The 25,514-nt window shown below is 70.1% G+C and carries 26 protein-coding genes and 2 pseudogenes; 19 read left to right on the top strand and 9 right to left on the bottom strand.

What is annotated here, in order from left to right; genetic code table 11:
- Positions 1–54: 54 nt before the first annotated feature.
- Complete coding sequence (gene sigJ, locus OG972_RS09530) at positions 55–993, top strand: RNA polymerase sigma factor SigJ (protein WP_266990368.1); 939 nt, start codon at positions 55–57, stop codon at positions 991–993.
- 16 nt (positions 994–1,009) lie between these two features.
- Entirely contained in the window at positions 1,010–3,121 is a 2,112-nt protein-coding gene (locus tag OG972_RS09535; RefSeq protein ID WP_266990370.1) for an MMPL family transporter, read from the top strand.
- Positions 3,122–3,263: 142 nt separating this feature from the next.
- Here OG972_RS09535 and OG972_RS09540 read toward each other — a convergent pair.
- From OG972_RS09540 to OG972_RS09550, 3 genes and pseudogenes are all read right to left on the bottom strand, one after another.
- A pseudogene (locus tag OG972_RS09540) lies at positions 3,264–3,667 on the bottom strand (phosphotransferase); the annotation flags it as partial.
- A gap of 69 nt (positions 3,668–3,736) precedes the next feature.
- Complete coding sequence (locus OG972_RS09545) at positions 3,737–4,330, bottom strand: hypothetical protein (protein WP_266980075.1); 594 nt, start codon at positions 4,328–4,330, stop codon at positions 3,737–3,739.
- The gene (locus OG972_RS09550; protein ID WP_266991045.1) at positions 4,327–4,509 is read right to left on the bottom strand and encodes a hypothetical protein; all 183 of its coding nucleotides are present in this window, start codon (positions 4,507–4,509) and stop codon (positions 4,327–4,329) included. The genes OG972_RS09545 and OG972_RS09550 overlap by 4 nt, the downstream gene beginning before the upstream one ends.
- 117 nt (positions 4,510–4,626) lie before the next feature.
- Here OG972_RS09550 and OG972_RS09555 point away from each other — a divergent pair, with 117 nt between their 5' ends.
- A complete protein-coding gene (locus tag OG972_RS09555) occupies positions 4,627–5,073 on the top strand; it encodes a VOC family protein (RefSeq protein WP_266990372.1) in 447 nt (148 codons plus the stop codon).
- On the opposite strand, the gene OG972_RS09560 is transcribed toward OG972_RS09555, so the two are convergent.
- Together OG972_RS09560 and OG972_RS09565 are read right to left on the bottom strand one after the other, a co-directional pair.
- Positions 5,010–5,753, bottom strand: a complete 744-nt coding sequence (locus tag OG972_RS09560) for a helix-turn-helix domain-containing protein (protein ID WP_266980077.1) — start codon at positions 5,751–5,753, stop codon at positions 5,010–5,012. The genes OG972_RS09555 and OG972_RS09560 overlap by 64 nt on opposite strands.
- Before the next feature lie 26 nt (positions 5,754–5,779).
- Positions 5,780–6,955: a YihY/virulence factor BrkB family protein gene (locus OG972_RS09565; protein WP_266980079.1), complete on the bottom strand. Its 1,176-nt coding sequence runs from the start codon at positions 6,953–6,955 to the stop codon at positions 5,780–5,782.
- Positions 6,956–6,972: 17 nt separating this feature from the next.
- On the opposite strand from OG972_RS09565, the gene OG972_RS09570 reads away from it, so the two are divergent.
- From OG972_RS09570 to OG972_RS09630, 14 genes and pseudogenes are all read left to right on the top strand, one after another.
- Positions 6,973–8,610 carry an acyl-CoA dehydrogenase family protein gene (locus OG972_RS09570; protein ID WP_266980081.1) on the top strand — a complete coding sequence of 546 codons (1,638 nt, stop codon included), beginning with the start codon at positions 6,973–6,975 and terminating at the stop codon, positions 8,608–8,610.
- A 291-nt stretch (positions 8,611–8,901) separates the two neighbouring features.
- Positions 8,902–10,142: pseudogene (locus tag OG972_RS09575) on the top strand (GAF domain-containing protein).
- A 78-nt stretch (positions 10,143–10,220) separates the two neighbouring features.
- A complete protein-coding gene (locus OG972_RS09580) occupies positions 10,221–10,811 on the top strand; it encodes a GNAT family N-acetyltransferase (RefSeq protein WP_266980083.1) in 591 nt (196 codons plus the stop codon).
- A gap of 320 nt (positions 10,812–11,131) precedes the next feature.
- The gene (locus OG972_RS49230; RefSeq protein ID WP_309486338.1) at positions 11,132–11,215 is read left to right on the top strand and encodes a putative leader peptide; all 84 of its coding nucleotides are present in this window, start codon (positions 11,132–11,134) and stop codon (positions 11,213–11,215) included.
- A 115-nt stretch (positions 11,216–11,330) separates the two neighbouring features.
- Positions 11,331–13,028 carry a nitrite/sulfite reductase gene (locus OG972_RS09585; RefSeq protein WP_266980085.1) on the top strand — a complete coding sequence of 566 codons (1,698 nt, stop codon included), beginning with the start codon at positions 11,331–11,333 and terminating at the stop codon, positions 13,026–13,028.
- A complete protein-coding gene (locus OG972_RS09590; RefSeq protein WP_266980087.1) occupies positions 13,025–13,204 on the top strand; it encodes a hypothetical protein in 180 nt (59 codons plus the stop codon). Before OG972_RS09585 ends, OG972_RS09590 begins: the two co-directional genes overlap by 4 nt.
- The gene (locus OG972_RS09595; RefSeq protein WP_266980089.1) at positions 13,201–13,917 is read left to right on the top strand and encodes a phosphoadenylyl-sulfate reductase; all 717 of its coding nucleotides are present in this window, start codon (positions 13,201–13,203) and stop codon (positions 13,915–13,917) included. The genes OG972_RS09590 and OG972_RS09595 overlap by 4 nt, the downstream gene beginning before the upstream one ends.
- Complete coding sequence (gene cysC / locus OG972_RS09600; protein ID WP_078878713.1) at positions 13,917–14,486, top strand: adenylyl-sulfate kinase; 570 nt, start codon at positions 13,917–13,919, stop codon at positions 14,484–14,486. Before OG972_RS09595 ends, cysC begins: the two co-directional genes overlap by 1 nt.
- Positions 14,483–15,418: a sulfate adenylyltransferase subunit CysD gene (gene cysD / locus OG972_RS09605; RefSeq protein WP_266980093.1), complete on the top strand. Its 936-nt coding sequence runs from the start codon at positions 14,483–14,485 to the stop codon at positions 15,416–15,418. The genes cysC and cysD overlap by 4 nt, the downstream gene beginning before the upstream one ends.
- Before the next feature lies 1 nt (position 15,419).
- The gene (locus OG972_RS09610) at positions 15,420–16,760 is read left to right on the top strand and encodes a sulfate adenylyltransferase subunit 1 (protein WP_266980095.1); all 1,341 of its coding nucleotides are present in this window, start codon (positions 15,420–15,422) and stop codon (positions 16,758–16,760) included.
- A gap of 245 nt (positions 16,761–17,005) precedes the next feature.
- Positions 17,006–18,121 carry an ABC transporter substrate-binding protein gene (locus OG972_RS09615; protein WP_266980097.1) on the top strand — a complete coding sequence of 372 codons (1,116 nt, stop codon included), beginning with the start codon at positions 17,006–17,008 and terminating at the stop codon, positions 18,119–18,121.
- A gap of 40 nt (positions 18,122–18,161) precedes the next feature.
- Entirely contained in the window at positions 18,162–18,953 is a 792-nt protein-coding gene (locus OG972_RS09620; RefSeq protein WP_266980099.1) for an ABC transporter ATP-binding protein, read from the top strand.
- On the top strand, positions 18,940–19,848 hold the full coding sequence (locus OG972_RS09625) for an ABC transporter permease (RefSeq protein ID WP_266980101.1): 909 nt from the start codon (positions 18,940–18,942) through the stop codon (positions 19,846–19,848). Before OG972_RS09620 ends, OG972_RS09625 begins: the two co-directional genes overlap by 14 nt.
- A gap of 8 nt (positions 19,849–19,856) precedes the next feature.
- The gene (locus tag OG972_RS09630; RefSeq protein WP_266980102.1) at positions 19,857–20,621 is read left to right on the top strand and encodes a sirohydrochlorin chelatase; all 765 of its coding nucleotides are present in this window, start codon (positions 19,857–19,859) and stop codon (positions 20,619–20,621) included.
- A gap of 120 nt (positions 20,622–20,741) precedes the next feature.
- On the opposite strand, the gene OG972_RS09635 is transcribed toward OG972_RS09630, so the two are convergent.
- From OG972_RS09635 to OG972_RS09645, 3 genes are all read right to left on the bottom strand, one after another.
- Positions 20,742–21,374: a DsbA family protein gene (locus OG972_RS09635; protein ID WP_266980104.1), complete on the bottom strand. Its 633-nt coding sequence runs from the start codon at positions 21,372–21,374 to the stop codon at positions 20,742–20,744.
- 68 nt (positions 21,375–21,442) lie between these two features.
- Positions 21,443–22,027 (bottom strand): TIGR03086 family metal-binding protein, encoded by a 585-nt coding sequence (locus tag OG972_RS09640; RefSeq protein WP_266980106.1) that lies wholly within the window; start codon positions 22,025–22,027, stop codon positions 21,443–21,445.
- A gap of 78 nt (positions 22,028–22,105) precedes the next feature.
- Positions 22,106–23,107 (bottom strand): ketopantoate reductase family protein, encoded by a 1,002-nt coding sequence (locus OG972_RS09645; RefSeq protein ID WP_266980108.1) that lies wholly within the window; start codon positions 23,105–23,107, stop codon positions 22,106–22,108.
- A gap of 255 nt (positions 23,108–23,362) precedes the next feature.
- On the opposite strand from OG972_RS09645, the gene OG972_RS09650 reads away from it, so the two are divergent.
- On the top strand, positions 23,363–24,232 hold the full coding sequence (locus OG972_RS09650; protein ID WP_266980110.1) for an aldo/keto reductase: 870 nt from the start codon (positions 23,363–23,365) through the stop codon (positions 24,230–24,232).
- A 14-nt stretch (positions 24,233–24,246) separates the two neighbouring features.
- Positions 24,247–25,074 carry an ABC transporter ATP-binding protein gene (locus tag OG972_RS09655; RefSeq protein WP_266980112.1) on the top strand — a complete coding sequence of 276 codons (828 nt, stop codon included), beginning with the start codon at positions 24,247–24,249 and terminating at the stop codon, positions 25,072–25,074.
- Positions 25,075–25,100: 26 nt separating this feature from the next.
- Here OG972_RS09655 and OG972_RS09660 read toward each other — a convergent pair whose 3' ends face one another.
- Positions 25,101–25,484: a nuclear transport factor 2 family protein gene (locus tag OG972_RS09660; RefSeq protein ID WP_266980114.1), complete on the bottom strand. Its 384-nt coding sequence runs from the start codon at positions 25,482–25,484 to the stop codon at positions 25,101–25,103.
- Between the last annotated feature and the right edge of the window lie 30 nt (positions 25,485–25,514).

The raw sequence follows: 25,514 nt of genomic DNA on the forward strand, positions 1-25,514 counted from the left end.
CCCGCGACGGAAGGCCCTACGATGTACTATCCCCCGCCGGACTCACAGGCAGCCTTGCCCGAAGGCAGCCCGCGGGAGACGGCGTCAGATCCGGTAGCGAACACCGCGACACAGGTGTTCAACGACCACCGCGAGCTGCTGTTCTCCATCGTCTACAACATGCTCGGCAGCGTCGCCGACACCGAGGACGTGTTGCAGGAGACATGGCTGTCGTGGACGACCAGAAACCAGGCACCGAGCGCGGAGCGGATCGACAACCCGCGCGCCTACCTGGTGCGGATCGCGGTGAACCGGGCCCTCGCCCACCAGGCCACCATCAGCCGCCGCCGTGAAACATACATCGGGCCATGGCTGCCTGAACCGCTCGTCAGCCCCCTCACCGACACTCTCCTCCCCGACGATGCCGCTGATGCGACAGTGCGCGCCGAGTCGGTGTCGATGGCGCTGCTGGTGATCCTGGAAACCCTCACTCCACTGGAACGCGGGGTGTTCGTCCTGCACGAGGTGTTCGGCTACGCCCACACCGAGATCGCAGAAATCCTCGGCCGCAGTCCCTCGGCGATTCGCCAGCTCGCCCATCGCGCCCGCGAGCACGTCCACGCCCGACGCCCCCGCTACGAGCCCGACCCGCACGTCCGGCAGCAGGTGACCGAACAATTCCTGGCCGCCGCGCTCGGCGGTGACCTGGACGCCCTCCTGCAGATCCTGGCGCCGGAGGTGACCCTCTGGGGTGACGGCGGAGGCAAGGCAGCGGGGGGCCTGCGGCCGCTCCGCGGCCGGGAAAAGGTCGCCCGCCTGCTCGCCGCTGTCGCCCCCCACTCCGGCAAGGGCCTCAACATCGCCTACCGCAGCGTCAACGGCGCCCCGTCAGCGCTGCTGTTCGTCGGCGACACCCCCTACGCCGTCCTCGTCCTCGACCTCACTCCGGACGGCAACCAGGTGTGCGGGATCTACGCCGTCGCCAATCCCGACAAGCTCTCTCACGTCGACTGAACACTGAGGAATCCACATCGTGCGAAAATTGGCATCATTGCCCAGTGGCAGAGTGGCGAAATGGGTCGTCCTCGCCCTCTGGATGGCCCTGCTGGTCCCGGCCCTCATGCTGGCCGGCAAGCTCGGCGACGTTGAGAAAAACGACAATTCGGCCTGGCTGCCCAGTAACGCGGAGTCGACCAAGGTCGTCGACCGAGCCGAGAAGTTCCAGTCTGCCGATACCCTGCCCGCGATTGTGATCTACGACCGGCCCGAGGGCATCACCCCTGTCGACATGGCCAAGGCCCGAGCCGACGCCGAAGCCTTCAAGGGCATCAAGAACGTCGTGGGGCAGGCGCAGGGCCCAGTGAGGGCCCAAGACGGCAAGGCCATCCAGACCGTGGTCCAGGTTCACAAGGACAAAACGGGCTGGGAAGGGATCGGCAAGGTCGTCGACGCGATGAACAACGTCGGCGAAGAGAACGCTGGCGGTCTCGGGTTCCACGTCACCGGACCGGCCGGTTACGCATCCGACTCGATCAAGGCCTTCAGCGGAGGAGGCGGCCTGACAACGATCACCGCGTTGGTGGTGGTCGTGATCCTGCTGTTCACCTACCGCAGCCCGTTGCTGCCACTGCTGCCACTGCTGACCGTGGGCGGCGCCCTGGTCACGTCGGAAGCGGTGATCTACCTGCTGGCGAAGAACGCCGGACTCACCGTCAACAAGCAGACCAGCTTCATCCTGACCGTGCTCGTGTTCGGCGCCGCCACCGACTACGCACTACTGCTCACCTCGCGGTACCGAGAGGAGTTGGGGCGGCACGAGGACCGGCACGAGGCGATGGCGGAGGCCCTGCACCGCTCCAGTCCCGCGATCATCGCCAGCGCCGCGACCGTCGCGGTCAGCCTGATGCTGCTGATGCTGGCCACCCTCAACTCCACCCAAGGGCTCGGGCCGGCCTGTGCCGTCGGCATCCTCGTCGGGCTGCTCGCCATGGTCACCCTGATGCCGGCCCTGCTCGTCATCTGCGGCCGCTGGATCTTCTGGCCGGTGAAGCCATCGTACGGATCGGCGGGGGCGACCAAGGAGGGCCTCTGGACCCGGGTCGGCACCGCCGTCTCCGGCCGACCGCGGATCGTGTGGATCGGCACCGCGCTCGTCCTGGGTGTCATGGCGATCGGGGTGTTCGGGCTCAAGGCCGAGGGGCTCTCCAACAAGGACCAGTTCACCAACAAGCCGCAGATGGCCGTCGGCGAGGAGATCCAGTCCAGGCACTTCCCGGCCGGGTCGGGCGACCCCATCTACGTCGTGGCCAAGGCCGCCTCGGCGGGGCAGGTGAAGACCGCGCTGTCCGGCGTCCCAGGAGTCGCTGACGTCTCGACGCCGATGATCAAGGATGGTGAGGCCATCATGCTCGGGGAGCTCAAGGACGATCCCAGCAGCACGGCCGCGATGCACACCGTCGAGCAGGTCAGAACCGCGGTCCACAGGATCGAGGGTGCGGATGCCCGAGTCGGCGGCAACACGGCGATCACTCTCGACACGCAAGAAGCGGCCGCCCGTGACTCCAAGGTGATCATCCCCATCGTGCTGGTCGTGGTGTTCCTCATCCTCACGCTGCTGCTGCGGGCGATCGTCGCACCACTGCTGCTCATGGCGACGGTGGTGCTGTCGTTCGGAGCGGCCCTTGGCGTGAGCAGTCTGATGTTCAACCACGTGTTCCACTTCGCCGGGGCGGAAGCCTCCTTCCCGCTTCTGACGTTCGTGTTCCTGGTCGCCCTGGGCATCGACTACAACATCTTCCTGGTCACCCGGGTGCGCGAAGTGACACTGCTGCACGGCACCCGGCGCGGCGCGCTGATGGGTCTGTCCACCACCGGGGGTGTGATCACCTCAGCGGGTCTGGTGCTGGCCGGTACCTTCGCGGCGATGGCCTCGCTACCGCTGGTATTCGCGGCCGAGCTCGGGTTCGCGGTGGCGTTCGGCGTGCTGCTGGACACCATGATCGTCCGCTCGGTGCTGGTCACCGCGCTGACCCTGGACGTGGGTCGGTGGATGTGGTGGCCCAGCAAACTGTTCAGGCATCACGACGCCCCCCAGCCGCCGGCGGGCAAGCCCGACCTCGAACCCGCCCTCAGTGGCATGTGACAACCTTCCGCCACGGGCCTTCTGGCGCAGGCCGGGAGGCCCGGTAAGGATGACATGCGGACACGACCCCGTTCTTGATCAAAGGTTTCGAGAACCTTGATCATCAGGAGGTCGCGTTCGCCGGTACGCGACCTCATGGTGTCTACGAGTTCAACCTGAGTATCCGTCCAGTGCCGGGGTCTGGTGCAGGATCTCGCGAGACGGCGGCGCGGCGAGGCCGCGACACAGATACGGCCACGAGTTCGTCGAGGTGGTGCAGGGCGGCGTTCAGCCGGTCCGGGCGGGTCGACGAAGAAGGGGTCGTCGGGCACGGGCAGGGAACTCGCCGGCGCCCAGCCATGCCCCGCGCCCAGGTCGCGTCGTCGACGTCGAGCGCCGCCGGAACACGTCCCGCGCCCCGGCGGACAGGAACAGCCACGCGGGCAGCAGGTCGACCGCGTGGTCGCCGACGGCCAGTGTCCCGAAGCCGATGACGGCGCTCAGCCTGCCGTCCACGGTGAGGAGGTTGCCCTCCGCGAGGTCCCCATGGATCCGCACCGGGGGCCCTCCCAGGCGGGCGTCCCGAGTGCCGCCTGCACTGTCCGCAGCAAGGCCGGTTCAACCGGTTTTCCAGCCTCAGCCCGCGAGCTGTATCAGCCCCAGCAGTGCCGCCGCGATCAGCGAGCCGAGCCCGAGATCCACTGAGCCCGGCCGGCGCGGGACGATCTCGTCCGCCTCCGGCTCGGAAGGGTTCAGGCTGCGCGCCCGGTCCGCCCACTCCTGCGGCGCACGCACCGGGACGACGACCTGCCACGGCTGCGTCGGGTCGTACTCGACAACCATCGACCGGCGGGTACGGGCGTCCTGGAGGTCCAGCGGGTGCCGGACCTTCACCCGGAACGCCGCGCGCTCCTCGGGGACGACGGTGATGTCGAACTCGAACGCCGTCTCCGGCGACGTCGGATCGAGTGCCGACCGTCCCGACTTCCTGTGGACCGCCCGCACCCCGTGCACCACCGCGGGCGCGAAGGCTCGCGGTCCGCCCGAGCGCAGGTCGGCCGCGACGCCCGGCACCTGCACCCGGTTGATCAGGTCGACGACGACCAGGATCAGAATCGTCAGGTTCAGTCCGAGGATCAGCATCCAGCGGGGCCCGTCCACCGCTCCGTGAACGAGGGCCGTCAGCGTGCCTCCGGTGATGACAGCCGCGAGCGCCGCGCGCGGATTCACAGCCGCCCCTTTCGCGGGGTCGAGACACGGGTGGTGGACGGGTCGCCTGGGCGCTCGTGGTCGTACAGGGCGACGGCTTTGCGTCCGAGTGCGTACTGGCCGACGACCGCGGGGACCTCATGGCGTACGCCGTCCGCATCCTCGAACGGCACCAGGACCCTGCCCCGCTTGCGCCCCACCCTGCCCCAGCCCTTCAGCTCGGCCTCGGCGGTGCCGAGTCGGCCGCGCAGCCGCAGCCGGTGCAGGCCGTGGGTCCGGCGCAGGCTGAGGCAGGCGCCCCGCAGCCGGGCGAGGGCATGACCGATTCGTACAAGACCCGTGGTGCGTGTCCGTTCTACGTTCGGACCATGACTCCACGACTCGACGCGATCGGCATCACGACCGCGGATCTGACCGCATCGCTCGCCTTCTACCGCCGGCTCGGGCTCGACATCCCGGCCGAGGCGGATTCCGCACCCCATGTCGAAGTGACCCTGCCGGGCGGGCAGCGCCTCATGTGGGACACCGAGGACGTCATCCGCTCCTACGACCCCGAGTGGTCCGGTGCGCAGGGCGGCGACCGGGTCGGGCTCGCGTTCCGCTGCGACGGTCCCGCGGAGGTGGACGCGGTGTACGACGATCTGACCGGCGCCGGGTACCGGGGCCACCTGAAGCCGTGGGACGCCGTGTGGGGGCAGCGTTACGCGGTGGTCCTCGACCCGGACGGCTGCGCGGTGTCGTTGTTCGCCAACGCCTCGCAGTAGGCGGTCAGGGTCGTACCGGCCAGTTCGCGCATCTCCCGCGCAAGATGCGCCTGGTCGGTGCAGCCCGTCGCGAGCGCCGCCTCGGCGTACGGCGTTCCGGACCGTACGAGAGCGAGCGCGCGCTGCAGCCGCAGGACCCGGGCCAGGGTCTTGGGCCCGTAGCCGAAGGCCGCCAGGGAACGGCGGTGCAGTTGGCGGGCGCCGAGACCGGCCGTGTGCGCGGTGTCGGCGACGGACCGGCCCCGTGCCAGCTGCACGGCGACGGACCGCATCAGCGGGTCCGCCGGCCCGGCCTCGGCCGCCCGCCGCAGCGCCACGGACTCCAGGGCCGCGGCGGGGTCGGCGGCATCGGCGATGCGTTCGGCGAGTACCCGCACCTGGGCGGCGGGCCACAGATCGGCGAGCTCGACCCGCTGGTCACGCAGTTCGTCCGCCGGTACACCGAGGAGCGCCGGGGCGGTGCCGGGGGCGAACCGGATGCCGGTGAACCGCCCGCCGGTCGCCCCGGCGGGCTCGTACGCGTGGGTGTCGGGCCCGGCGACAAGCAGTCGACCGTCGATCCAGAGCAGGTCCATGCAGCCGTCGGGCAGTACCGGTCGGACAGGCCCCTCGGGCACCTGCCGGGTCCAGACGATCGCCCCGCCGAACCGGGACTCCCGCTCCTCGTACGTTTCGCCCATGCCTCCACGCTAAGGGCTGTCCGGCACTAGGAACGGGACTCCCGGGACCCCTTCGTCCCCTGCTCCGCCTCCTTGGCCGGGTCCTTGGCGATGTCCTTCTCGCCCCTCGGCTGCAGCAGCCGGGACTTCACATCGTCCGGCGGCAGGAACCGCGACCACCGCTCCGGGAACTCGGACGGCATATAGGGACTGTCACCGTCCTCGTCGCAATCCGCCTGCGTCCGCGCCACCAACTCCGCGGCCTGGGCGGCCCGCACCCGGTCGTTGGCCGCACGTGCCGCCGCCGTCGCCACCGACGGCCACACCCGGTCGATGGCGGCGTTGACCGCCGCCCCCACCAGTACCGCGAACGCGGAGATGCCGATCCACAGCAGCACGGCGATGGGGGCGGCCAGCGACCCGTAGATCGTCGGCCCCTCGACCGTACTGGTCAGATAGATCCGCAGCACGAAGCTGCCGACCACCCACATGGCGAGCGCCACCAGCGCGCCCGGCACGTCCTCCATCCAGGGCGACCGGACCGGCACGGACACGTGGTAGAGCGTCGTCAGGAACGCGATCGACAGCACGATCACCAGCGGCCAGTACAGGACGCTGATGACTTCCGTGCCCCACGGGATGAACTCCACGACCCGGTCGGGGCCCACCACGAGCAGCGGCAGTACGACCGCGCCGAGCAGCAGCGCGACGATGTACAGCAGGAAGGAGAGCAGCCGCGTCTTGACGATGCCGCGCTGGCCGTCGAGGCCGTACATCACGGTGATCGTGTCGATGAAGACGTTCACGGCGCGGGACCCGGACCAGAGCGCGATCGCGAAACCGATCGAGATGACATCGGGCCGGGCACCGGTCGTGACGTCCGCCAGGAGCGGTTTCGCGAAGTCGTTGACGCCCCGCTGGGACAGGACCGTCTGCGCGGCATTGAGGATGTTGCTCTCGATGGACGCGACCGTGGTGGTGTTCGTCCACTCATCGACGTAACCGAGCAGTCCGATAAGTCCGAGCAGCAGCGGCGGCAGGGACAGCAGGGTGAAGAACGCCGCCTCGGCCGCGAGTCCCAGAATGCGGTACTCCATGCACGAGTTGACGGTGTCCTTGAGCAACTGCCAGACCATCTGCCGCTTGGATACGTTGCGGTAGAGAACTCGGGCCCGGTGGAGCCGACCCGGTGGCCGCTCGGGTGTTTCATTTGCTGCCTGCACATCCTTACCGTAGCGGCATGGCAGCCACCACCCACACCGTGTCCAATCAGGTCCCGCCGCTGGTCGGCTACGACGTCTTCACGGCCGACCGCGCACTCACCGAGGCCGTGGAGCGGCATCTCGCGCCCGAGCTGCTCGACGGCGCACGGAACGAGCTCACCGAGCTGGGCCGGTCCGCGGGGTCGGCACAGGCCCAGGAGTGGGGTGCGCTGGCAAACGAGTATCCGCCGAAACTGCGCACCCATGACCGTTACGGGCATCGCATCGACGAAGTGGAGTTCCATCCCGCCTATCACCGGCTGCTGGGGCACGCGGTCGGCGCGCGGCTGACCGATGCCTGGGGCCGGCCGGGCGGCCATGTGCGTCGCGCGGCCGGGTTCCTCGTGTGGACGCAGGCCGAGGCCGGGCACGGCTGCCCGCTGTCGATGACGCACGCGGCGGTGCCCGCGCTGCGGACCGATCCGGTGCTGGCCGCCGAGTGGGAGCCGCGGCTGACGTCGTCGGTGTACGAGCGGGAGCTCCGCCCCGCCGCGCAGAAGACCGGTGTGCTCTTCGGGATGGGCATGACGGAGAAGCAGGGCGGCACCGATGTGCGGTCCAACACGACACGGGCCGAGCCGCTGTCCGCCGACGGCGAGTATCTGCTCACCGGGCACAAGTGGTTCTGTTCGGCGCCGATGTCCGACGGCTTCCTGGTACTGGCGCAGGCACCCGGCGGACTGACGTGCTTCCTGCTGCCCCGGGTGCTGCCCGACGGCACCCGCAACGTGTTCGCGATCCAGCGCCTCAAGGACAAGCTGGGCAACCGGTCCAACGCGTCGAGTGAGGTCGAGTTCGACGGGACGTGGGCGCGCCGGGTCGGCGAGGAGGGACGCGGGGTCCGCACCATCATCGAGATGGTGGCGGCGACCCGGCTGGACTGTGTGACCGGTTCGGCGGCGCTGATGCGACAGGCGGTGGCACAGGCGGTCCACCACTGCACGTACCGCAGCGCGTTCGGTGGGGTGCTGATCGAGAAGCCGCTGATGCGGAACGTACTGGCCGATCTGGCGCTGGAGTCCGAGGCGGCGACGGTGCTGGCACTGCGGCTGGCCGCCGCGTACGACGCCGGTACGGAGGCGGAGGCCGCATTCCTGCGGATCGCGGTGCCCACGGCGAAGTACTGGGTGACGAAGCGGTGCACACCCATGGTGGGCGAGGCGCTGGAATGCCTGGGCGGCAACGGTTACGTCGAGGAGTCCGGGATGCCGCGGTTGCTGCGCGAGGCGCCGCTCAACTCGATCTGGGAGGGCTCCGGGAACGCACAGGCCCTGGACGTCCTGCGGGCGCTGCAGCGTGAACCGCAGGCGCTGAACGCGTTCCTCCAGGAGGTCGGCAGGGCGCGCGGTGCCGATCACCGGCTGGACGGGGCGATCAAGGGCATGCTGACCGAGCTCGCCGATCTGAACGGGATCGAGGCGCGGGCCCGTCGGCTCGTCGAACGGATGGCGCTGGTACTGCAGGGTTCGCTGCTGGTCCGCTGGGCGCCGCCGGAGGTCGCCGACGCGTTCTGTGCGTCGCGGCTGGGCGGGGACTGGGGCGCGGCGTTCGGGACGCTGCCGCACAGTCTGGACCTGGCGTCGATCGTGGAGCGAGCGCGGCCCGTCGCGCACTGATCCACCCGGAACAGCGACGGAGGGTGATGCTGCGCCGACACGGCACCACCCTCCATGCTGTGCACACCGAGCAACAGGGCACAGGCTCCGCCGTGCGGTGTTACGCCACTCTCGTACGCACCTGTGGGTCCCCGCCAGAGTTGCAAAGGGTTGCAACCAATGTGTGGAGTGCGCAGTATCGGGAACCCCACAACGGCAGGATGGGACCCGTGGGCCGCCGACACGGTCCTCGTATCTGGGGGGATTTCGACAGTGGAGACACATGCTGCCGAGCTGACACGGCTGGCGGCCATGGACTCGGACCGAGCCACGCGCCTTCTCCACAGGGCCCGGGAGGCGAGGCTGGCGGGCGACCGGATGCCGGTCGCGCCGAGGGCCGAGATCGGTGCCTCGTGGGAGCGGGTGCTGCGCAGTGGCATCGATCCGGAGCAGTCCACGGAGAGCGTGCTGCTGGATCTGGACGAGATCGAGCACCGACGCCGGAGTTCGGCGCTGGGTGAGGTGATGCCGCTGCTCAGCGAAGGGCTGGTCTCCATCGCCGACGCCGCACAGCAGATCATGGTCGTCACCGATGTCGAGGGCCGGGTGCTGTGGCGGGAGGGCAATCCGGGGGTGCTGCGCCGGGCCGACGGCATCTGTCTGGAGGAGGGTGCCGCCTGGTCCGAGGCCGTCACGGGCACGAATGCGATCGGCACGGCGCTCGCCGGGCGCGTCCCCGTGCAGGTCCACTCGTCCGAACACTTCGTCCGCAGCCTGCACACCTGGACGTGCGCGGCGGCCCCGGTCCGTGACCCGCGGGACGGCCGGATGATGGGCATCGTCGACATCAGCGGGCCCGCGTCCACCTTCCATCCGACGACGCTCGCCCTGGTCGGTTCGGTGGCACGGCTCGCCGGGAGCGAGATCCGGACCCGGCACCTGATCGCGATCGACCGGCTGCGGTCGGTGGCCGCGCCGCTGCTCGCCCGGCTGGGCGGCCGGGCGATGGCGGTGGACGCGCAGGGCTGGCTGGCCGCGGTCACCGGGATGCCGCCGGTGGACCGGCTGCCGCTGCCGAAGTCGCTGCAGCCGGGCCGGGTGTGGCTGCCGTCGCTCGGCATGTGCCGGGTGGAGCCACTGCTCAACGGCTGGCTCGTGCAGGTGGCGGACGGCCCGTCGGACGGTCCGCCGCGCCGGGTGGTCCTCGACCTGAGCCGGCCGCGCGGTCTCGTGGTCAATGTGGTGAGCCCGGTCGGCACCTGGACCCAGCGGCTCTCACCGCGCCATGCCGAGCTGCTGTACGCGCTGGCGCTGCACCGCGAGGGCGGACGGCGTCCGAGCTGGCGGAGGACATCTTCGGTGATGCGACCCGGACCGTCACGGTCCGGGCCGAGATCTCGCGGATGCGGCGCCATCTGGCCGAGGTGCTGGCGCACCGCCCGTACCGTTTCGGCGAGGGCGTCGAGGTGGAGGTGATCCACCCGGAGCATCCGGGCGATCTGCTGCCGCGCTCGACGGCTCCGGTGGTGGTCAGGGCCCGTACGACGGAGTGACCCGAGAACCGGAATGCTCCAGCCCGTACCGGGGGACAGGCTTTGGCCAAAGTTGCACGGCATGATTCCCTGGCAGCCATGAGCAACACGGAACCCACAGCTGCCGCCACCGAGGTGACCGTCTGGTCCCTGGAACAGACCTCCCCCGACGACCTGCGGCCCGCCGCAGCCCCCGAGGGCGACATCCGGATCGTACGGTCGGCGGTGCCGCTGCCCGAGTTCAGCCGGTTCCTGTACACGGCGGTCGGGGGCGACATCCAGTGGACCGACCGGCTCTCGATGACGTACGCGCAGTGGCAGGAGGCGCTGGACCGGCCCGGTGCGGAGACCTGGGTGGCGTACGAGAACGGGACCCCGGCCGGGTACATCGAACTGGACCCGCAGGACGAGGGCGTCGTCGAGATCATGTACTTCGGACTGATCCCGGCGTTCCGTGGCCGCCGCATCGGGGGCCATCTGCTCGCCTACGGGGCCGCGCGCGCCTGGGACCTGGCGGAGCGCTGGCCGGAGCGGACGCCGACGAAGCGGGTGTGGCTGCACACCTGCTCCAAGGACGGCCCGCACGCGATGGACAACTACCTCCGGCGCGGGTTCCGGCTCTTCGACACGAAGGTGGAGCTGGAGCCGGACGTGGCCACGCCGGGGCCGTGGCCGGGGGCGCAGCGGTAGGAGTCGGGCCGGCGCCGTGCGCGCCGCGGGGCCGTCCCGGGACCGTGACCAGGCCGTCCCGGGACCGTGGCCACCTGTTGCGCCCCGCCGCGCGAGCCGCTGCGCCGGATCGCCGCGCGTTTGCCGGGTGTGTGCGGTTGCCCGGAGGCGGCGATCCGACCGGACCCCCTACGGACACATCGGGAGCTAGCGGCTCATTCGGATCGGAACGCCTCCGCCCTGGCGTGACCGGCAATACATCGTCTCATATATCGAGACAGTCTCGTCCACATCATGGATAGTGGTGGACTGCTCCGAGATGCGCGTGACACGCTTCCGTCATGTCTGGAACTGGGATTGCCTTGGTGAGTCGACGCCACGTCGACCTCGGCCGCATGTCCAGCGCCATCTGTCCGGCGAGCTGAGAGTCCCAGCACCCGCCGCGTTCCCCCTTTCTCTGCAACTCCTGCGCACCGCCGCGCCTCAGCGCGAGTGTGCAGTTCAGAGCCGCCCTCCCGCAGTCCCGAAGGACGTACTGTCATGGCCGCCAACCCGGAACAGCCTGCGACCACCACGCCCCGCCGCAAGGCCGGACGCCACCGTGGCGAGGGCCAGTGGGCCGTGGGACACCACACTCCGCTCAACGGCAATGAGCAGTTCAAGAAGGACGACGACGGTCTCAATGTGCGGACACGCATTGAGACGATCTACTCCAAGCGCGGATTCGACTCGATCGACCCCAACGATCTTCGTGGGCGCATGCGCTGGTGGGGTCTCTACACCCAGCGCAAGCCCGGGATCGACGGCGGCAAGACCGCGATCCTGGAGCCCGAGGAGCTGGACGACAAGCACTTCATGCTGCGGGTCCGGATCGACGGCGGCCGGCTGACCACCGCGCAACTGCGCGTCATCGGCGAGATCTCGCAGGAGCACGCACGCGGCACCGCGGACATCACCGATCGGCAGAACATCCAGCTGCACTGGATCCGCATCGAGGACGTCCCGGCGATCTGGGAGAAGCTGGAGGCCGTCGGGCTCTCCACCACCGAGGCGTGCGGCGACTGCCCGCGTGTGATCATCGGTTCGCCGGTGGCGGGGATCGCCGCCGACGAGATCATCGACGGCACACCCGCGGTCGACGAGATCCACGACCGCTACATCGGCAACAAGGAATTCTCCAACCTGCCGCGCAAGTTCAAGACCGCGATCTCCGGCTCACCGGTGCAGGACGTGGTCCACGAGATCAACGACATCGCGTTCGTCGGCGTGGTCCACCCCGAGCACGGTCCGGGTTTCGACGTCTGGGTCGGTGGCGGGCTCTCCACCAACCCGCGGCTCGCCGAACGGCTGGGCGCCTGGGTGCCGTTGGACGAGGTCCCGGACGTCTGGGCCGGTGTGGTGGGGATCTTCCGTGACTACGGCTACCGGCGCCTGCGCACCCGCGCCCGTCTGAAGTTCCTGATGGCCGACTGGGGCCCGGCGAAGTTCCGCCAGGTACTGGAGGACGAGTACCTGAAGCGCCCGCTGATCGACGGGCCCGCCCCCGAGCAGCCGAGCAGCCGCTGGCGGGACCACGTGGGTGTCCACCAGCAGCAGGACGGACGTTTCTACGTCGGGTTCGCACCCCGGGTCGGCCGGGTGGACGGCTCCACGCTGGCCAAGATCGCCGACCTGGCGGCCGCGCACGGCTCGGACCGGCTGCGCACCACCGTCGAGCAGAAGATGCTCATCCTCGACGTCGAGCAGGACCAGGTGGACTCCCTGGTCACGGGACTCGAGGCGCTTGACTTCCAGGTGAAGCCCTCGCCGTTCCGGCGCGGCACGATGGCCTGCACCGGCATCGAGTTCTGCAAGCTGGCGATCGTCGAGACGAAGGCACGCGGTGCCTCGCTGATCGACGAACTGGAGCGCCGCATGCCGGAGTTCGACGAGCCGCTCACCATCAACATCAACGGCTGCCCCAATGCCTGCGCCCGCATCCAGACCGCGGACATCGGTCTCAAGGGCCAACTCGTCCTGGACGCCGACGGCAACCAGGTCGAGGGTTACCAGGTGCACCTCGGTGGCGCACTGGGCCTGGAGGCCGGCTTCGGCCGCAAGGTCCGTGGCCTGAAGGTCACTTCCGCCGAGCTGCCCGACTACGTCGAGCGGGTGCTGGGCCGGTTCCAGGCGGAGCGCGAGGACGGCGAGCGGTTCGCGACCTGGGCGGCGCGGGCCAGTGCGGAGTCGCTGTCATGAGCGAGCGCGCCGCACCGTTCTACTGCCCGTACTGCGGCGACGAGGACCTGCGCCCGCACGAGACCGGGCACGGTGCCTGGGAATGTGCTTCCTGCAACCGCGCGTTCCAGCTGGGGTTCCTGGGCCTGCTGACCCGGGGACTGCAGCGCAACGACGTTGAAGGGGACGGGACATGACGGAGACTCTGCAGACCGGACACCTCGGGGCCGAGGAGCTCAGGGAGCTGGCCGGGCGAGCGGGCCGGGAACTCGAGGACGCCTCCGCGCCGGAGATCCTGCAGTGGGCCGCCGACACCTTCGGCAAGCGGTTCTGCGTCACCTCCTCGATGGAGGACGCGGTCGTGGCGCACCTCGCGTCCCGCGCCTTCCCGGGCGTCGACGTGGTCTTCCTCGACACCGGTTACCACTTCGAGGAGACGATCGGCACGCGTGACGCCGTCGAGGCCGTGATGGACGTCAACGTCATCACGCTGACCCCGCGGCAGACGGTGGCCGAGCAGGACGCCGAGTACGGGCCGAAGCTCCACGACCGGGACCCCGACCTGTGCTGCAAGCTGCGCAAGGTCAAGCCCCTCGAGGAGGGCCTGACGTCGTACACGGCCTGGGCGACCGGGCTGCGTCGCGACGAGTCCCCGACCCGGGCGAACACCCCGGTCGTCGGCTGGGACGAGAAGCGGCAGAAGGTCAAGATCTCGCCGATCGCCCGCTGGACGCAGGACGACGTCGACGCGTACGTCGCGGAGCACGGGGTCCTCACCAACCCGCTGCTGATGGACGGTTACGCCTCCGTGGGCTGCGCGCCCTGCACCCGCCGGGTCCTGGAGGGCGAGGACGCGCGCGCCGGCCGGTGGGCCGGGCGGGGCAAGACCGAGTGCGGGCTGCACAACTGATGACGACTGATCAGGAGACTTCGATGAGCGTGACGGAGACGGGAGCCACCATCTGGCTGACCGGTCTGCCGAGCGCGGGCAAGACCACCATCGCGTACGAACTGGCCGGACGGCTGCGCGGCGAGGGCCACCGGGTGGAGGTGCTCGACGGTGACGAGATCCGGGAGTTCCTCTCCGCGGGTCTGGGCTTCTCCCGCGAGGACCGGCACACCAACGTCCAGCGGATCGGCTTCGTCGCCGAACTGCTGGCGGCCAACGGCGTGAAGGTGCTGGTCCCGGTCATCGCCCCGTACGCGGACAGCCGGGACGCGGTACGCAAGCGTCACCAGGCCGAGGGCACCGCGTACCTGGAGGTGCATGTCGCGACTCCGGTCGAGGTGTGCTCCGTACGCGATGTGAAGGGCCTCTACGCCAAGCAGGCGGCGGGCGAGATCAGCGGACTCACCGGGGTCGACGACCCGTACGAGGCGCCCGAGTCGCCGGACCTGCGGATCGAGTCGCACCAGCAGACCGTGCAGGAGTCCGCGGCGGAGCTGTACGCGCTGCTGAGCGAGAGGGGTGCAGCGTGACGACCGTCGCGACTGTGTCGGAAGGCACCGACAATCCGTACGCACTCAGCCACCTGGACTCCCTGGAGTCCGAGGCGGTGCACATCTTCCGCGAGGTGGCGGGAGAGTTCGAGCGGCCGGTGATCCTGTTCTCCGGCGGCAAGGACTCGATCCTGATGCTGCACCTGGCGCTCAAGGCGTTCGCGCCGGCACCGGTGCCGTTCACGCTGCTGCACGTCGACACCGGGCACAACTTCCCCGAGGTCCTCGACTACCGCGACCGCACGGTCGCCGAGCACGGGCTGCGGCTGCATGTCGCCTCCGTGCAGGAGTACATCGACGCCGGGAAGCTCCGCGAGCGCCCCGACGGCACCCGCAACCCGCTGCAGACCGTGCCGCTGACCGAGGCGATCCAGGAGCACCGCTTCGACGCCGTGTTCGGCGGCGGCCGCCGCGACGAGGAGAAGGCACGCGCCAAGGAGCGGGTCTTCTCGCTGCGCGACGAGTTCTCCCAGTGGGACCCGCGCCGCCAGCGCCCCGAGCTGTGGCAGCTGTACAACGGCCGCCACGCCCCCGGCGAGCACGTCCGGGTCTTCCCGATCTCCAACTGGACCGAGCTCGACGTCTGGCAGTACATCGAGCGTGAGGGCATCGAGCTTCCGGAGATCTACTTCGCCCACGAGCGGGAGGTCTTCAACCGCTCCGGGATGTGGCTGACCGCCGGTGACTGGGGCGGCCCCAAGGAGGGCGAGCGGGTCGAGACCCGGCAGGTGCGCTACCGCACCGTCGGCGACATGTCCTGCACCGGCGCGGTCGACTCGGACGCCACGACGCTCGCCGCCGTGATCACCGAGATCGCCGCCTCCCGGCTCACCGAGCGGGGCGCGACGCGCGCCGACGACAAGATGTCCGAGGCCGCGATGGAAGACCGTAAGCGCGAGGGGTACTTCTAAGATGACCAACCTCACCCAGCACGCAGAGCAGTTGTCGACCACGACCCTGCTGCGGTTCGCCACCGCGGGGTCCGTCGACGACGGCAAGTCCACCCTCGTCGGACGCCTTCTGCACGACTCCAAGTCGGTCCTCACCGACCAGCTGGAGGCCGTCGAGCACGCCTCGCGCAGCCGGGGCCAGGAGGCGCCGGACCTCGCGCTGCTGACCGACGGACTGCGGGCCGAGCGCGAGCAGGGCATCACCATCGATGTCGCCTACCGCTACTTCGCCACGCCGCGCCGCCGGTTCATCCTGGCCGACACCCCGGGGCATGTGCAGTACACCCGGAACATGGTGACGGGGGCCTCGACGGCCGAGCTGGCCGTCGTCCTGGTGGACGCCCGCAACGGTGTCGTCGAGCAGACCCGCCGGCACGCCGCCGTCGCCGCGCTGCTGCGGGTGCCGCACGTGGTCCTGGCCGTCAACAAGATGGACCTGGTCGACTACGCGGAGCCTGTATTCGCCGCCATCGCGGAGGAGTTCACCGCGTACGCCGCCTCGCTCGGCGTCCCGGAGATCACCGCGATCCCGATCTCCGCGCTCGCCGGAGACAACGTCGTGGAGCCGTCCGCACACATGGACTGGTACGGCGGCCCGACGGTCCTCGAACATCTGGAGACGGTGCCGGTCAGCCACGACCTCACCGGCTGCCACGCACGCTTCCCCGTCCAGTACGTGATCCGGCCGCAGACCGCCGAGCACCCCGACTACCGGGGCTACGCGGGCCAGATCGCCGCCGGCGCGTTCCGCGTGGGCGAGACCGTCACGGTCCTGCCCTCGGGCCGCACGTCGACGATCGCCGGGATCGACGCGCTCGGCGAGAGCGTGGACATCGCCTGGGCGCCCCAGTCGGTGACCGTCCGGCTCGCCGACGACATCGACGTCTCGCGCGGTGACCTCATCGCACCGGCCGACGACGCGCCGACGGTCACCCAGGACGTCGAGGCGACCGTCTGCCACGTCGCGGACCAGCCGCTCGTGGTCGGCCAGCGGGTGCTGCTCAAGCACACCACCCGCACGGTCAAGGCGATCGTCAAGGACATCCCGTCGCGGCTGACGCTGGACGACCTCTCGCAGCACCCGGCGCCCGGCCGGCTCGTCGCCAACGACATCGGCCGGGTCGTCGTCCGTACCGCGGAGCCGCTCGCGCTGGACGCCTACGCGGACTCCCGGCGCACCGGCTCGTTCCTGCTGATCGACCCGGCGGACGGCACCACGCTGACGGCCGGCATGGCAGGCGCCTCGTTCGCCGCCGAGGCCGAGGCCGACGTCGCCGACGACGACGCCGAATGGGACTTCTGATGGTTGTCGACATCTACGCGACGTTCGCGAAGGAGGGCGGCCGCATCGGCAGCGGCGCCCTCGGCAGCGGCCAGGGCGGGGTTGCGCGATGTGCGCGATGACGTACGCGCACTGCCTGCGCGCCCGCATGCACCAACCGCACCGCCTGTACCGCCAGTTCAGACGAAGACATGCCGACTTCCCGGCCGCGTCCCCGTAACCGATCGAGGGACGTGAGCACCGGGCCAACGAGAGGAAAGCCTCCCGTGCCTGCCACCCGTACCACCCTGCGCCGCAGCCTCGCCGCTGCCGCCGCTCTGCCGCTGCTCGCCGTGGCGCTCACCGCCTGCGGCTACGGCTCCGAGGCGAAGGACGACGACGCCAAGAAGGCGAACGTCTCCGCCGACGGCAAGAAGCTCTCCGCGGACACCGTGAAGATCGGCTACTTCCCGAACCTCACGCACGCCACCGCCCTGGTCGGCATCCAGGAAGGCATCATCGCCAAGGAGCTCGGGGGCACGACGGTCAAGCCGTCGACGTTCAACGCGGGCCCGTCCGAGATCGAGGCGCTCAACGCCGGTTCGATCGACATCGGCTTCATCGGCCCCTCCCCTTCCATCAACGGCTTCACCAAGTCCAAGGGCAAGAGCCTGCGGATCATCGGCGGTGCGGCGTCCGGCGGTGTGAAGCTGGTCGTCAACCCGAAGAAGATCAAGAGCCTGGACGACCTCAAGGGCAAGAAGATCGCCACCCCGCAGCTCGGCAACACCCAGGACGTGGCGTTCCTCAACTGGATCTCCGAGAAGGGCTGGAAGGTCGACGCCCAGAGCGGCAAGGGCGACGTCTCCGTGGTCCGCACGGACAACAAGGTGACCCCGGACGCCTACAAGTCCGGTTCCATCGACGGCGCCTGGGTTCCCGAGCCGACCGCATCCAAGCTGGTCGCGCAGGGCGCGAAGGTGCTCCTCGACGAGTCGACGCTCTGGCCGGACAAGAAGTTCGTGATCACGAACATCATCGTGTCGCAGAAGTTCCTCACGGAGCACCCGGACGTCGTCGAGGCGGTACTGCGCGGTTCGGTCAACACCAACGCGTGGATCAACGCCAACCCGGACGAGGCGAAGGCGTCCGCCAACACGGCGCTCAAGGAGTTGTCCGGCAAGGAGCTGCCGGCCGAGGTCCTCGACCCGGCGTGGAAGTCGATCCAGTTCACCGATGACCCGCTGGCCGCCACGCTCGACACGGAGGCCAAGCACGCGGTGAAGGCGGGCCTGCTGGAGCAGACGGACCTGACGGGCATCTACGACCTGAAGCCGCTGAACAAGATCCTCAAGGCCGCGGGCAAGCCCGAGGTCGCCGACGCCGGTCTCGGCGTCAAGTAAGCCACCCGACCGTTCCAGGATCTCCCAGGAGGTGACGACCATGGCGACGACCACGCTCACCAAGGCCGAGGACCGTACGGCGGTCGGGCACGCCGCCCGTATCGACCACGTCTCGAAGTCCTTCGGCGGACCGGAGGGACAGCAACTCGTCCTGGACGACATCACGCTCGATGTCGCCCCCGGCGAGTTCGTCACCCTCCTGGGAGCTTCCGGCTGCGGTAAATCAACACTGCTCAACCTGGTGGCCGGACTCGACCGCCCGACCGCGGGGTCCATCGAGACCCCCGGCGGGCGGCCGGCCCTGATGTTCCAGGAGCACGCCCTCTTCCCGTGGCTGACCGCGGGCAAGAACATCGAACTCGCGCTGCGGCTGCGCGGCGTACCCAAGTCCGACCGACGCCAGGAGGCGGAGCGGCTGCTCGAACTCGTGCGGCTCGGCGGGGCGTACGGGAAGCGGGTGCACGAACTCTCGGGCGGCATGCGGCAGCGGGTGGCGATGGCCCGCGCGCTCGCCCAGGACAGTCAACTGCTGCTGATGGACGAGCCGTTCGCCGCTCTCGACGCCATCACCCGGGATGTACTGCACGACGAGCTGACCCGGATCTGGCGCGAGACGAACGTCTCGGTCCTCTTCGTCACGCACAACGTGCGGGAGGCGGTCCGACTCGCCCAGCGGGTCGTCCTGCTGTCGTCGCGGCCGGGCCGGATCGCCCGGGAGTGGACGGTCGACATCGACCAGCCGCGCCGCATCGAGGACACCGCGGTGGCGGAGCTGTCCGTCGAGATCACCGAACAACTGCGTGGGGAGATCCGCCGACATGGCCAGCACTGACACCACCACTGCCGAGGACGCCGCCGTCAAGGCCACCGCCGAGGACCTGGCCGGCCTCGAAGCGGGTCTCGACGCACTCGACGCGGTGCGGGTGAGCCGCACCCCGGTGCGCCAGGTGCTGGTGCAGAAGGTCCTGCCGCCGGTCGTGGCCGTCGCACTCGTCCTGATCGTCTGGCAGGTCCTGATCTGGGCGAAGGTCACCGACGACTACAAGCTGCCGTCGCCGTCGCAGGTCTGGGACGAGGTGACCAACGCCTGGGCGCAGGGCACCCTGCTCGGCTACATCTGGACGAGCGTCTCGCGCGGTCTGCTCGGCTTCCTGCTGGCGCTCGTCATCGGTACCCCCCTCGGGCTGCTGGTGGCGCGTGTCAAGGTGGTGCGCGCGGCGATCGGACCGGTGCTCTCCGGTCTCCAGTCGCTGCCGTCGGTGGCGTGGGTGCCGCCCGCGGTGATCTGGCTGGGGCTCGACGACAAGATGATGTACGCGGTGATCCTGCTGGGCGCCGTCCCGTCGATCGCCAACGGTCTCGTCGCCGGTGTCGACCAGATCCCGCCGCTGCACCTGCGGGCCGGGCAGACGCTGGGCGCCACCGGGCTGCGTGGCACCTGGCACATCGTGCTGCCCGCCTCGCTGCCCGGCTATCTGGCGGGTCTGAAGCAGGGCTGGGCGTTCTCCTGGCGCTCGCTGATGGCTGCCGAGATCATCGCCTCGTCGCCCGATCTGGGCGTGGGTCTGGGGCAGTTGCTGGAGCAGGGCCGCGAGACCAGCAGCATGTCGATGGTGTTCCTCGCCATCTTCCTGATCCTGATCGTCGGCATCGCCATCGACCTGCTGATCTTCAGCCCGCTGGAGCGGTGGGTGCTGCGCAGCCGCGGCCTCCTCGTCAAGAACTGAGTGCTCCCATGGCTTCCCCCGTTCTCCTCGTCATCGCCCACGGCAGCCGCGATCCGCGGCACGCGGCGACCGTGCACGCGCTCACCGCGCGGGTCCGGGCACTGCGTCCCGGACTGCGCGTGGAGACCGGCTTCCTGGACTTCAACGCCCCGTCCGTGCCGCGGGTGCTGGAGCGGCTGGCCGAGGAGGGTGCCGGCGAGGTGGTGGCCCTTCCGCTGCTGCTGACCCGGGCCTTCCACGCCAAGACCGACATCCCCGCTGTACTGCACGAGGCACAGACCCGGCTGCCGCGGCTGCGGATCGGGCAGGCGGAGGTGCTCGGTCCTTCGCCGCTGCTGAACTCCGCCCTGGAACGGCGGCTGTACGAAGCCGGGGTCTCCCCCGGCGACCGAAGCTCGACCGGGCTCGTCCTGGCCTCGGCGGGCTCCACGGACCCGGAGGCGATCGCAGTGATCGCTGAAATCGCGCGGGAGCTGCGGCACACCGGTTGGTGCGCCGTGCGGCCTGCGTTCGCCTCCGCTGCATCTCCCGCAGGGTTCCCCCGCACCGAGGACGCGGTACGGGCCCTGCGGGCCTCCGGCGTCGATCGTGTCGCCGTAGCCCCGTACGTCATCGCGCCCGGCCGCCTCCCCGACCGTATCGCCACGGGCGCCCGGGAGGCGGGGGCCGATGTACTGGCCGACGTGCTCGGTCCTTCGCGGGAGTTGGCGCGGCTGCTGCTGCGCCGCTACGACGACGCGTGTGTGCCGCGCGTGGCGGCGCTCACGGCCTGACAGCGGTGCGGGACCCCTCTCGTCTGCCGACTGCCGACCGTGATCAGGCACGGGGAGGCGGGCTCCCCGTCCGAAGCACCATGGGAAGCGCCCGCCACGGCCCCGAAGGGGTGCGGGCGCTCAGCCGACGTCGAGGCTGCCGGTGCGGGTGCGCTTGAGCTCGAAGAAGTCCGGGTATCCGGCCAGCACCCGGAAGCTGTCGAAGAGCCTGCCCGCCTCCTCGCCGCGCGGTGCTGCGCGCAGCACCGGGCCGAACCACACCGTGCCGTCGACATGGATCGTCGGCGTGCCGACATAGCCGTCCGCCTCCGGGTCCTTGCCCGCGTCATGGCTGCGCCGCAGTGCTTCGTCGTAGGTCTCCGCGTGCGCGGCAGCGGCGAGCGCGGCGGGCAGGCCGAGCTCGGCGAGGGATTCGACGATCACCTCGTCGAAGTCCTCGTTCTTCTGCTGGTGGATGCGGGTGCCGAAGGCGGTGTAGAGGTCCCGGAGCACGCCGTCTCCGTGCTCGGCCGCCGCGGCGACCGCGACCCGTACCGGACCGATCGACTTGTCGACCAGTTCCCGGTACCAGTCGGGCAGTTCATTGCCGGTGTTGTGCAGATGGAGGCTCATGACGTGGAAGCGGAGCTCGATGTCGCGCTGCTGCTCCACCTCCAGCATCCAGCGGGAGGTGATCCAGGCGAACGGGCAGGCGGGGTCGAAGTAGAAGTCGACGACGGCCCGGTCGGTACCGCGATTCCGATGAGTGGTCATGGCCCGAGCGTAGCCAGCCATTGGCATACAGCCACGGGCCAATCATCACTCCTTCCAGTGGGCCACTTTCAGGCCGCGGTCCACTGCGGATCGCGTCCGCTGCGGGCCAGTGCGCGCGCGAGGACGGGTGCCGATCCGGGCACGTCGACCTCGTCGGCGAAGCCGCCGTACTGCCGGTAGAGCTCGGCGGACCCGTCGATGACGCCGAGGACGTACGCGGCCGCCCCGTCGGAGAGTTCGAGTTCCTGACCGGTCGCGCGGGCCACGTCCCAACTGTGCAGAGCCGTCTCCTCGATGAGCATCGCGGCGATCTCGGCCGCGGGGGAGGACGCATGGCCCAGGTCGATCTCGCCCTCCCAGACGGCCGGGTCCGACCAGGCGGCGACGGCCCGGTCCAGCTGCGCCGCGTACTGCTCGGCCCAGTCGGCGTCGGCGGTGAAGTCACGGGTCTTGAGCTCATCAGGGAGGGGCGTGCGTCGGGCGCGGTGCTCCAAGCCGTGCGAGGTGTAGAGCACCCAGTGGTTGATCAGTTCCCGCAGATCCCAGTCACCACAGGGAGTGGTGGGCGCGGTCAGCTGTCCGGCGCTGATGCCACGGGCGATACGGGCCGCCTCGGCGGTGCATTCGGTCATATGGGCGTGCTCGGTCTTCATGCACCGGACAGTACGGCCGGCCGCTGTCGCCCGTATTGAAGAAATGCGACAGCGGCCCGCGCCGGCCGTCCGGCTCGCTCAGGACGTGGCGTCGACCAGTGCGGTGAGTTCGGCCACGGACATCGATCCGGGCTCCCGCCGCTCACGCGCGAACGTGTTCGCCGTGCGCTGCAGTACGTCGTTGACCGGTGTGGGCACCCCGTGCAAGCGCCCGAGCAGCGCGATCTCGCCATTGAGGTAGTCCGCCTCGATCGTGCCCGTACCGCGGCTGAGGCTCTGCCAGGACGAACCGCCGTCGCGCGGAGAGCCGTCGAACGGTTCGAAGCGGATCCGGCCGCCCCGCGCCTTCGCCTGTTCCTCCTGGCCGACCGCGTCGATGCCGGCGGCCGCCAGGACCGCCCTCCCCTCGGCGAGCGCGCGCTTGAACAGGGCGACGGCGTCGTCCTCGGTGAGCAGTCCGGTGACCGCCTCGATCGCGTTGGCGAGATTGGACAGGAGCTTGCCGTACTTCCAGCGCATCACGTCCGGCACGACCGGGGCGAGCAGCATCGACTTCTCCAGGTCGGCGGCGATCCGCTCGGCCGTCCCGTCCGTGCCGGCGGGGTAGCGCCCGAGGTGCAGGATGCCGGTCAGCGGGGTTCCGGCCGCGGACACCTCACCGGGCCGGACGAAGGTGGCCGGCAGCCAGACGCACATCCCGTAGACGTGCTGGAAGCGTCGCAGCGCGAGGCGTTCGCTCTCCACGCCGTTCTGTGCGCAGACCAGGGGCAGTTGCTCACCGGCGGTACAGCCGCCCGCCACCGGCCGGGCGCTCCAGGCGTCGAGCGCGGCGGTGCTGTCCTGCGTCTTCACGGCGAGTACGAGGACGTCGTCGGGGGTCAGGTCGACAGCTTCGGGCCGGTCGACGACGGGGAGGCGGTGGGTGCGGGGGCCGTCCGGCGTGGTGAGCCGGAGGCCGCCCTCGCGCAATGCCTCGTACTGCACGCCGCGCGCCACGAGGACGACGTCGTGGCCGGCCTCGGCCAGACGTCCCCCGATGGCTCCTCCGACGGCACCCGCTCCCACGATGATGTAGCGCATTCCTGCTCCCGTCCGGTGCGGCCGTACGTCACTTGGTGGCGGTCAGATCCTATGCGGGGCCCGGGAGTTCGTTCAGGGCGCCCGGTACCGGGAACGGCTCACGCCCTGTGCCCACACACACGGCGCTACAGATGCACGGAACCGACGAGTGCCGGTGTGACGATTGCGTGCTTGCGACTGCCCTTGGCATGGCGAAGGCCTCCCGCTCGGTACCGCGGGACGGGCATCGCGCGGCAGCGTACTAATCTTCCCGTTGTGTCCGATGCTTCGCGTGCTTTTGATGATTCGTTCCTGCTCGGGGGCGAGCTGCCTGTGCGGCGGCTCGGTTTCGGCACGGCCCAGCTGACAGGCCCGGGTTACTGGGGGCCTCGCGGCACCCGGCAGGATGCCGTCGCGCTGCTGCGGCAGGCGGTGGAGCGCGGCGTGACCCTGATCGACACCGCCGACAACTATGGCCCGGAGCTGGCCGAGGAACTCGTCGCCGAAGCACTCCACCCGTACCGCGACGGTCCGGTGATCGCCACCAAGGGCGGCGTGGTGCGGACCAGCGACAGCGCCTGGCACATCGCGGGGCGCCCCGAACAGCTGCGGGCGATGTGCGAGGCCAGTCTGCGGCGGCTCCGGACCGAACGGATCGACCTCTATCAGCTGCACCGGCTGGATCCGGAGGTGCCCCTCGCCGAGCAGCTCGGGGCCCTGGACGCGCTGAGGCAGGAGGGTAAGATCCGTTTCATCGGCCTGGACACCCTCACCGCCGGCCAACTGCAGGAGGCCCTCTCCCTGACCGGGATCGCCTCGGTGCAGAACCGCTTCAATCTTCTCGACCGTTCGTCGGACGCGGTGCTGAGACTCTGCGAGACCCATGGCCTCGCCTTTCTGCCCTGGTTCCCGCTGGCGAACGGCGCCCTGACCGGTGAGTCCGCCGCGGCGCTCTCCGGTATCGCCGAACGGCATGGTGCCACCCGCGGGCAGATCGCCCTCGCCTGGCTGCTGCACCGCTCGCCCGTACTGTGCCCGACCCCGGGCACGGGTTCGCCCGTCCATCTGGCGGAGAACCTCGGGGCTGCGGCGATCCGGCTGTCCACCGAGGACATGAGCCGCCTGGAGGCGCTCGCCCCCGCATGAAGGAGTACCCGCCGGTGACCATCACCTCCGCTTCCGTCCCTGCCTCTCCCGCCGCGCCGGTGCCGGTGATCCGGGCCCATGGCGTGCGGCTCGTCCGGGACGGCGACGTCCTGCTCGACTCGGTCTCGCTGACCGTGCACAGCGGTGAGCACTGGGCCCTGCTCGGCGCCAACGGCGCCGGGAAAAGCACGCTGCTCGGGCTGCTCGGCGCGGTCACCCATCCCACCGACGGGTCGGTGGAGATCCTGGGACGGACGATCGGACGGGTCGACCTGCGGGAACTGCGGACCCTGCTGGGGCACGTCAACCCCCGCCATCCGCTGCGCTCACCGCTGTCGGTGCGCGAGGTGGTGCTGACCGGTCTGACGAACTCGGTCGAGCCGGTGCCACGTTGGTCCGCGAGCGACGAACAGGAGGCACAGGCCGACCGGTTGCTGAAAATGCTGGGCGTGGAGGCGAAGACCGGTTCACGCTGGCCGTCGCTCTCGCAGGGCGAGCGGGGCCGTACGCTCATCGCCCGCGCGCTGATGCCGCAGCCCCGGCTGCTGCTCCTCGACGAGCCGGCCACCGGGTTGGATCTCGCCGCCCGCGAACAGCTGCTGGACGCCTTGCGCGAGGAACATCCGGAGCTGGCAACGGTCCTGGTCACGCACCATCTGGAGGAACTGCCCGCCTCCACCACGCATGCGATGCTGCTGCGGGCGGGACGCTCTGTGGCCTCCGGTCCGGCCGACGAAGTGCTCACCACGGGCCGGGTCAGCGACTGCTTCGGACATCCGGTGCGGATCGCCCGCACGGACGGCAGGTGGACGGCACGTGCGCAGCGTGTCACCGGCGGCTGAGGACGGTCACGCGCCTTCGTACGCCCTCACTCGTCGTCGGAGGATCCGGCGACGAAGGGGGTCGCCTGGTGGAAGTAGAGCAGCCACCTCCGGCCGGTCAGCCGCCACAGTGAACTGCGGTGCGCCCGGAGCCCCTTGGACTCGGTCTCGAAGGTCAGATGGACGAGTCCGTCGGCCAGCTGGACCCCGTGTATCCGGGACGCGGTGAGCGGTCCGGGCCGTGGTGCGTCGTCGGCGATCAGCAGGGCGGTGATCGTGTCACGGTTCCAGCAGCGGCCGGTGGCGTCGATCTCGCGGTACTCCGGGTGCAGCACCTGGGCGAGGAGTTCGGTGGAGGCGCGGACCAGCGGGTCGAGGAGGCTGAGCTCGCCCTCGATGGCCGCGGCGACACCCGGTGACGGCTCAGGCATGTGTCACGTCCACGAGCTTGGCGACGGGGT

The organism is Streptomyces sp. NBC_01669 (genome assembly GCF_026339735.1).
Taxonomy (GTDB): Bacteria; Actinomycetota; Actinomycetes; order Streptomycetales; family Streptomycetaceae; genus Streptomyces; species Streptomyces yanii.

Bases quoted from the DNA above. Each gene is read 5' to 3' on its own strand.
- OG972_RS09630 (WP_266980102.1), top strand. From the start codon at position 19,857: ATGGCTTCCCCCGTTCTCCTCGTCATCGCCCACGGCAGCCGCGATCCG.
- OG972_RS09560 (WP_266980077.1), bottom strand. From the start codon at position 5,753: ATGGGCGAAACGTACGAGGAGCGGGAGTCCCGGTTCGGCGGGGCGATC.
- OG972_RS09660 (WP_266980114.1), bottom strand. From the start codon at position 25,484: ATGCCTGAGCCGTCACCGGGTGTCGCCGCGGCCATCGAGGGCGAGCTC.
- OG972_RS09635 (WP_266980104.1), bottom strand. From the start codon at position 21,374: ATGACCACTCATCGGAATCGCGGTACCGACCGGGCCGTCGTCGACTTC.
- OG972_RS09570 (WP_266980081.1), top strand. From the start codon at position 6,973: ATGGCAGCCACCACCCACACCGTGTCCAATCAGGTCCCGCCGCTGGTC.
- OG972_RS09590 (WP_266980087.1), top strand. From the start codon at position 13,025: ATGAGCGAGCGCGCCGCACCGTTCTACTGCCCGTACTGCGGCGACGAG.
- OG972_RS09645 (WP_266980108.1), bottom strand. From the start codon at position 23,107: ATGCGCTACATCATCGTGGGAGCGGGTGCCGTCGGAGGAGCCATCGGG.
- OG972_RS09620 (WP_266980099.1), top strand. From the start codon at position 18,162: ATGGCGACGACCACGCTCACCAAGGCCGAGGACCGTACGGCGGTCGGG.
- OG972_RS09585 (WP_266980085.1), top strand. From the start codon at position 11,331: ATGGCCGCCAACCCGGAACAGCCTGCGACCACCACGCCCCGCCGCAAG.
- OG972_RS09640 (WP_266980106.1), bottom strand. From the start codon at position 22,027: ATGAAGACCGAGCACGCCCATATGACCGAATGCACCGCCGAGGCGGCC.
- OG972_RS09580 (WP_266980083.1), top strand. From the start codon at position 10,221: ATGAGCAACACGGAACCCACAGCTGCCGCCACCGAGGTGACCGTCTGG.
- OG972_RS09595 (WP_266980089.1), top strand. From the start codon at position 13,201: ATGACGGAGACTCTGCAGACCGGACACCTCGGGGCCGAGGAGCTCAGG.
- OG972_RS49230 (WP_309486338.1), top strand. From the start codon at position 11,132: ATGTCTGGAACTGGGATTGCCTTGGTGAGTCGACGCCACGTCGACCTC.
- OG972_RS09625 (WP_266980101.1), top strand. From the start codon at position 18,940: ATGGCCAGCACTGACACCACCACTGCCGAGGACGCCGCCGTCAAGGCC.
- OG972_RS09610 (WP_266980095.1), top strand. From the start codon at position 15,420: ATGACCAACCTCACCCAGCACGCAGAGCAGTTGTCGACCACGACCCTG.
- cysC (WP_078878713.1), top strand. From the start codon at position 13,917: ATGACGACTGATCAGGAGACTTCGATGAGCGTGACGGAGACGGGAGCC.
- OG972_RS09555 (WP_266990372.1), top strand. From the start codon at position 4,627: ATGACCGATTCGTACAAGACCCGTGGTGCGTGTCCGTTCTACGTTCGG.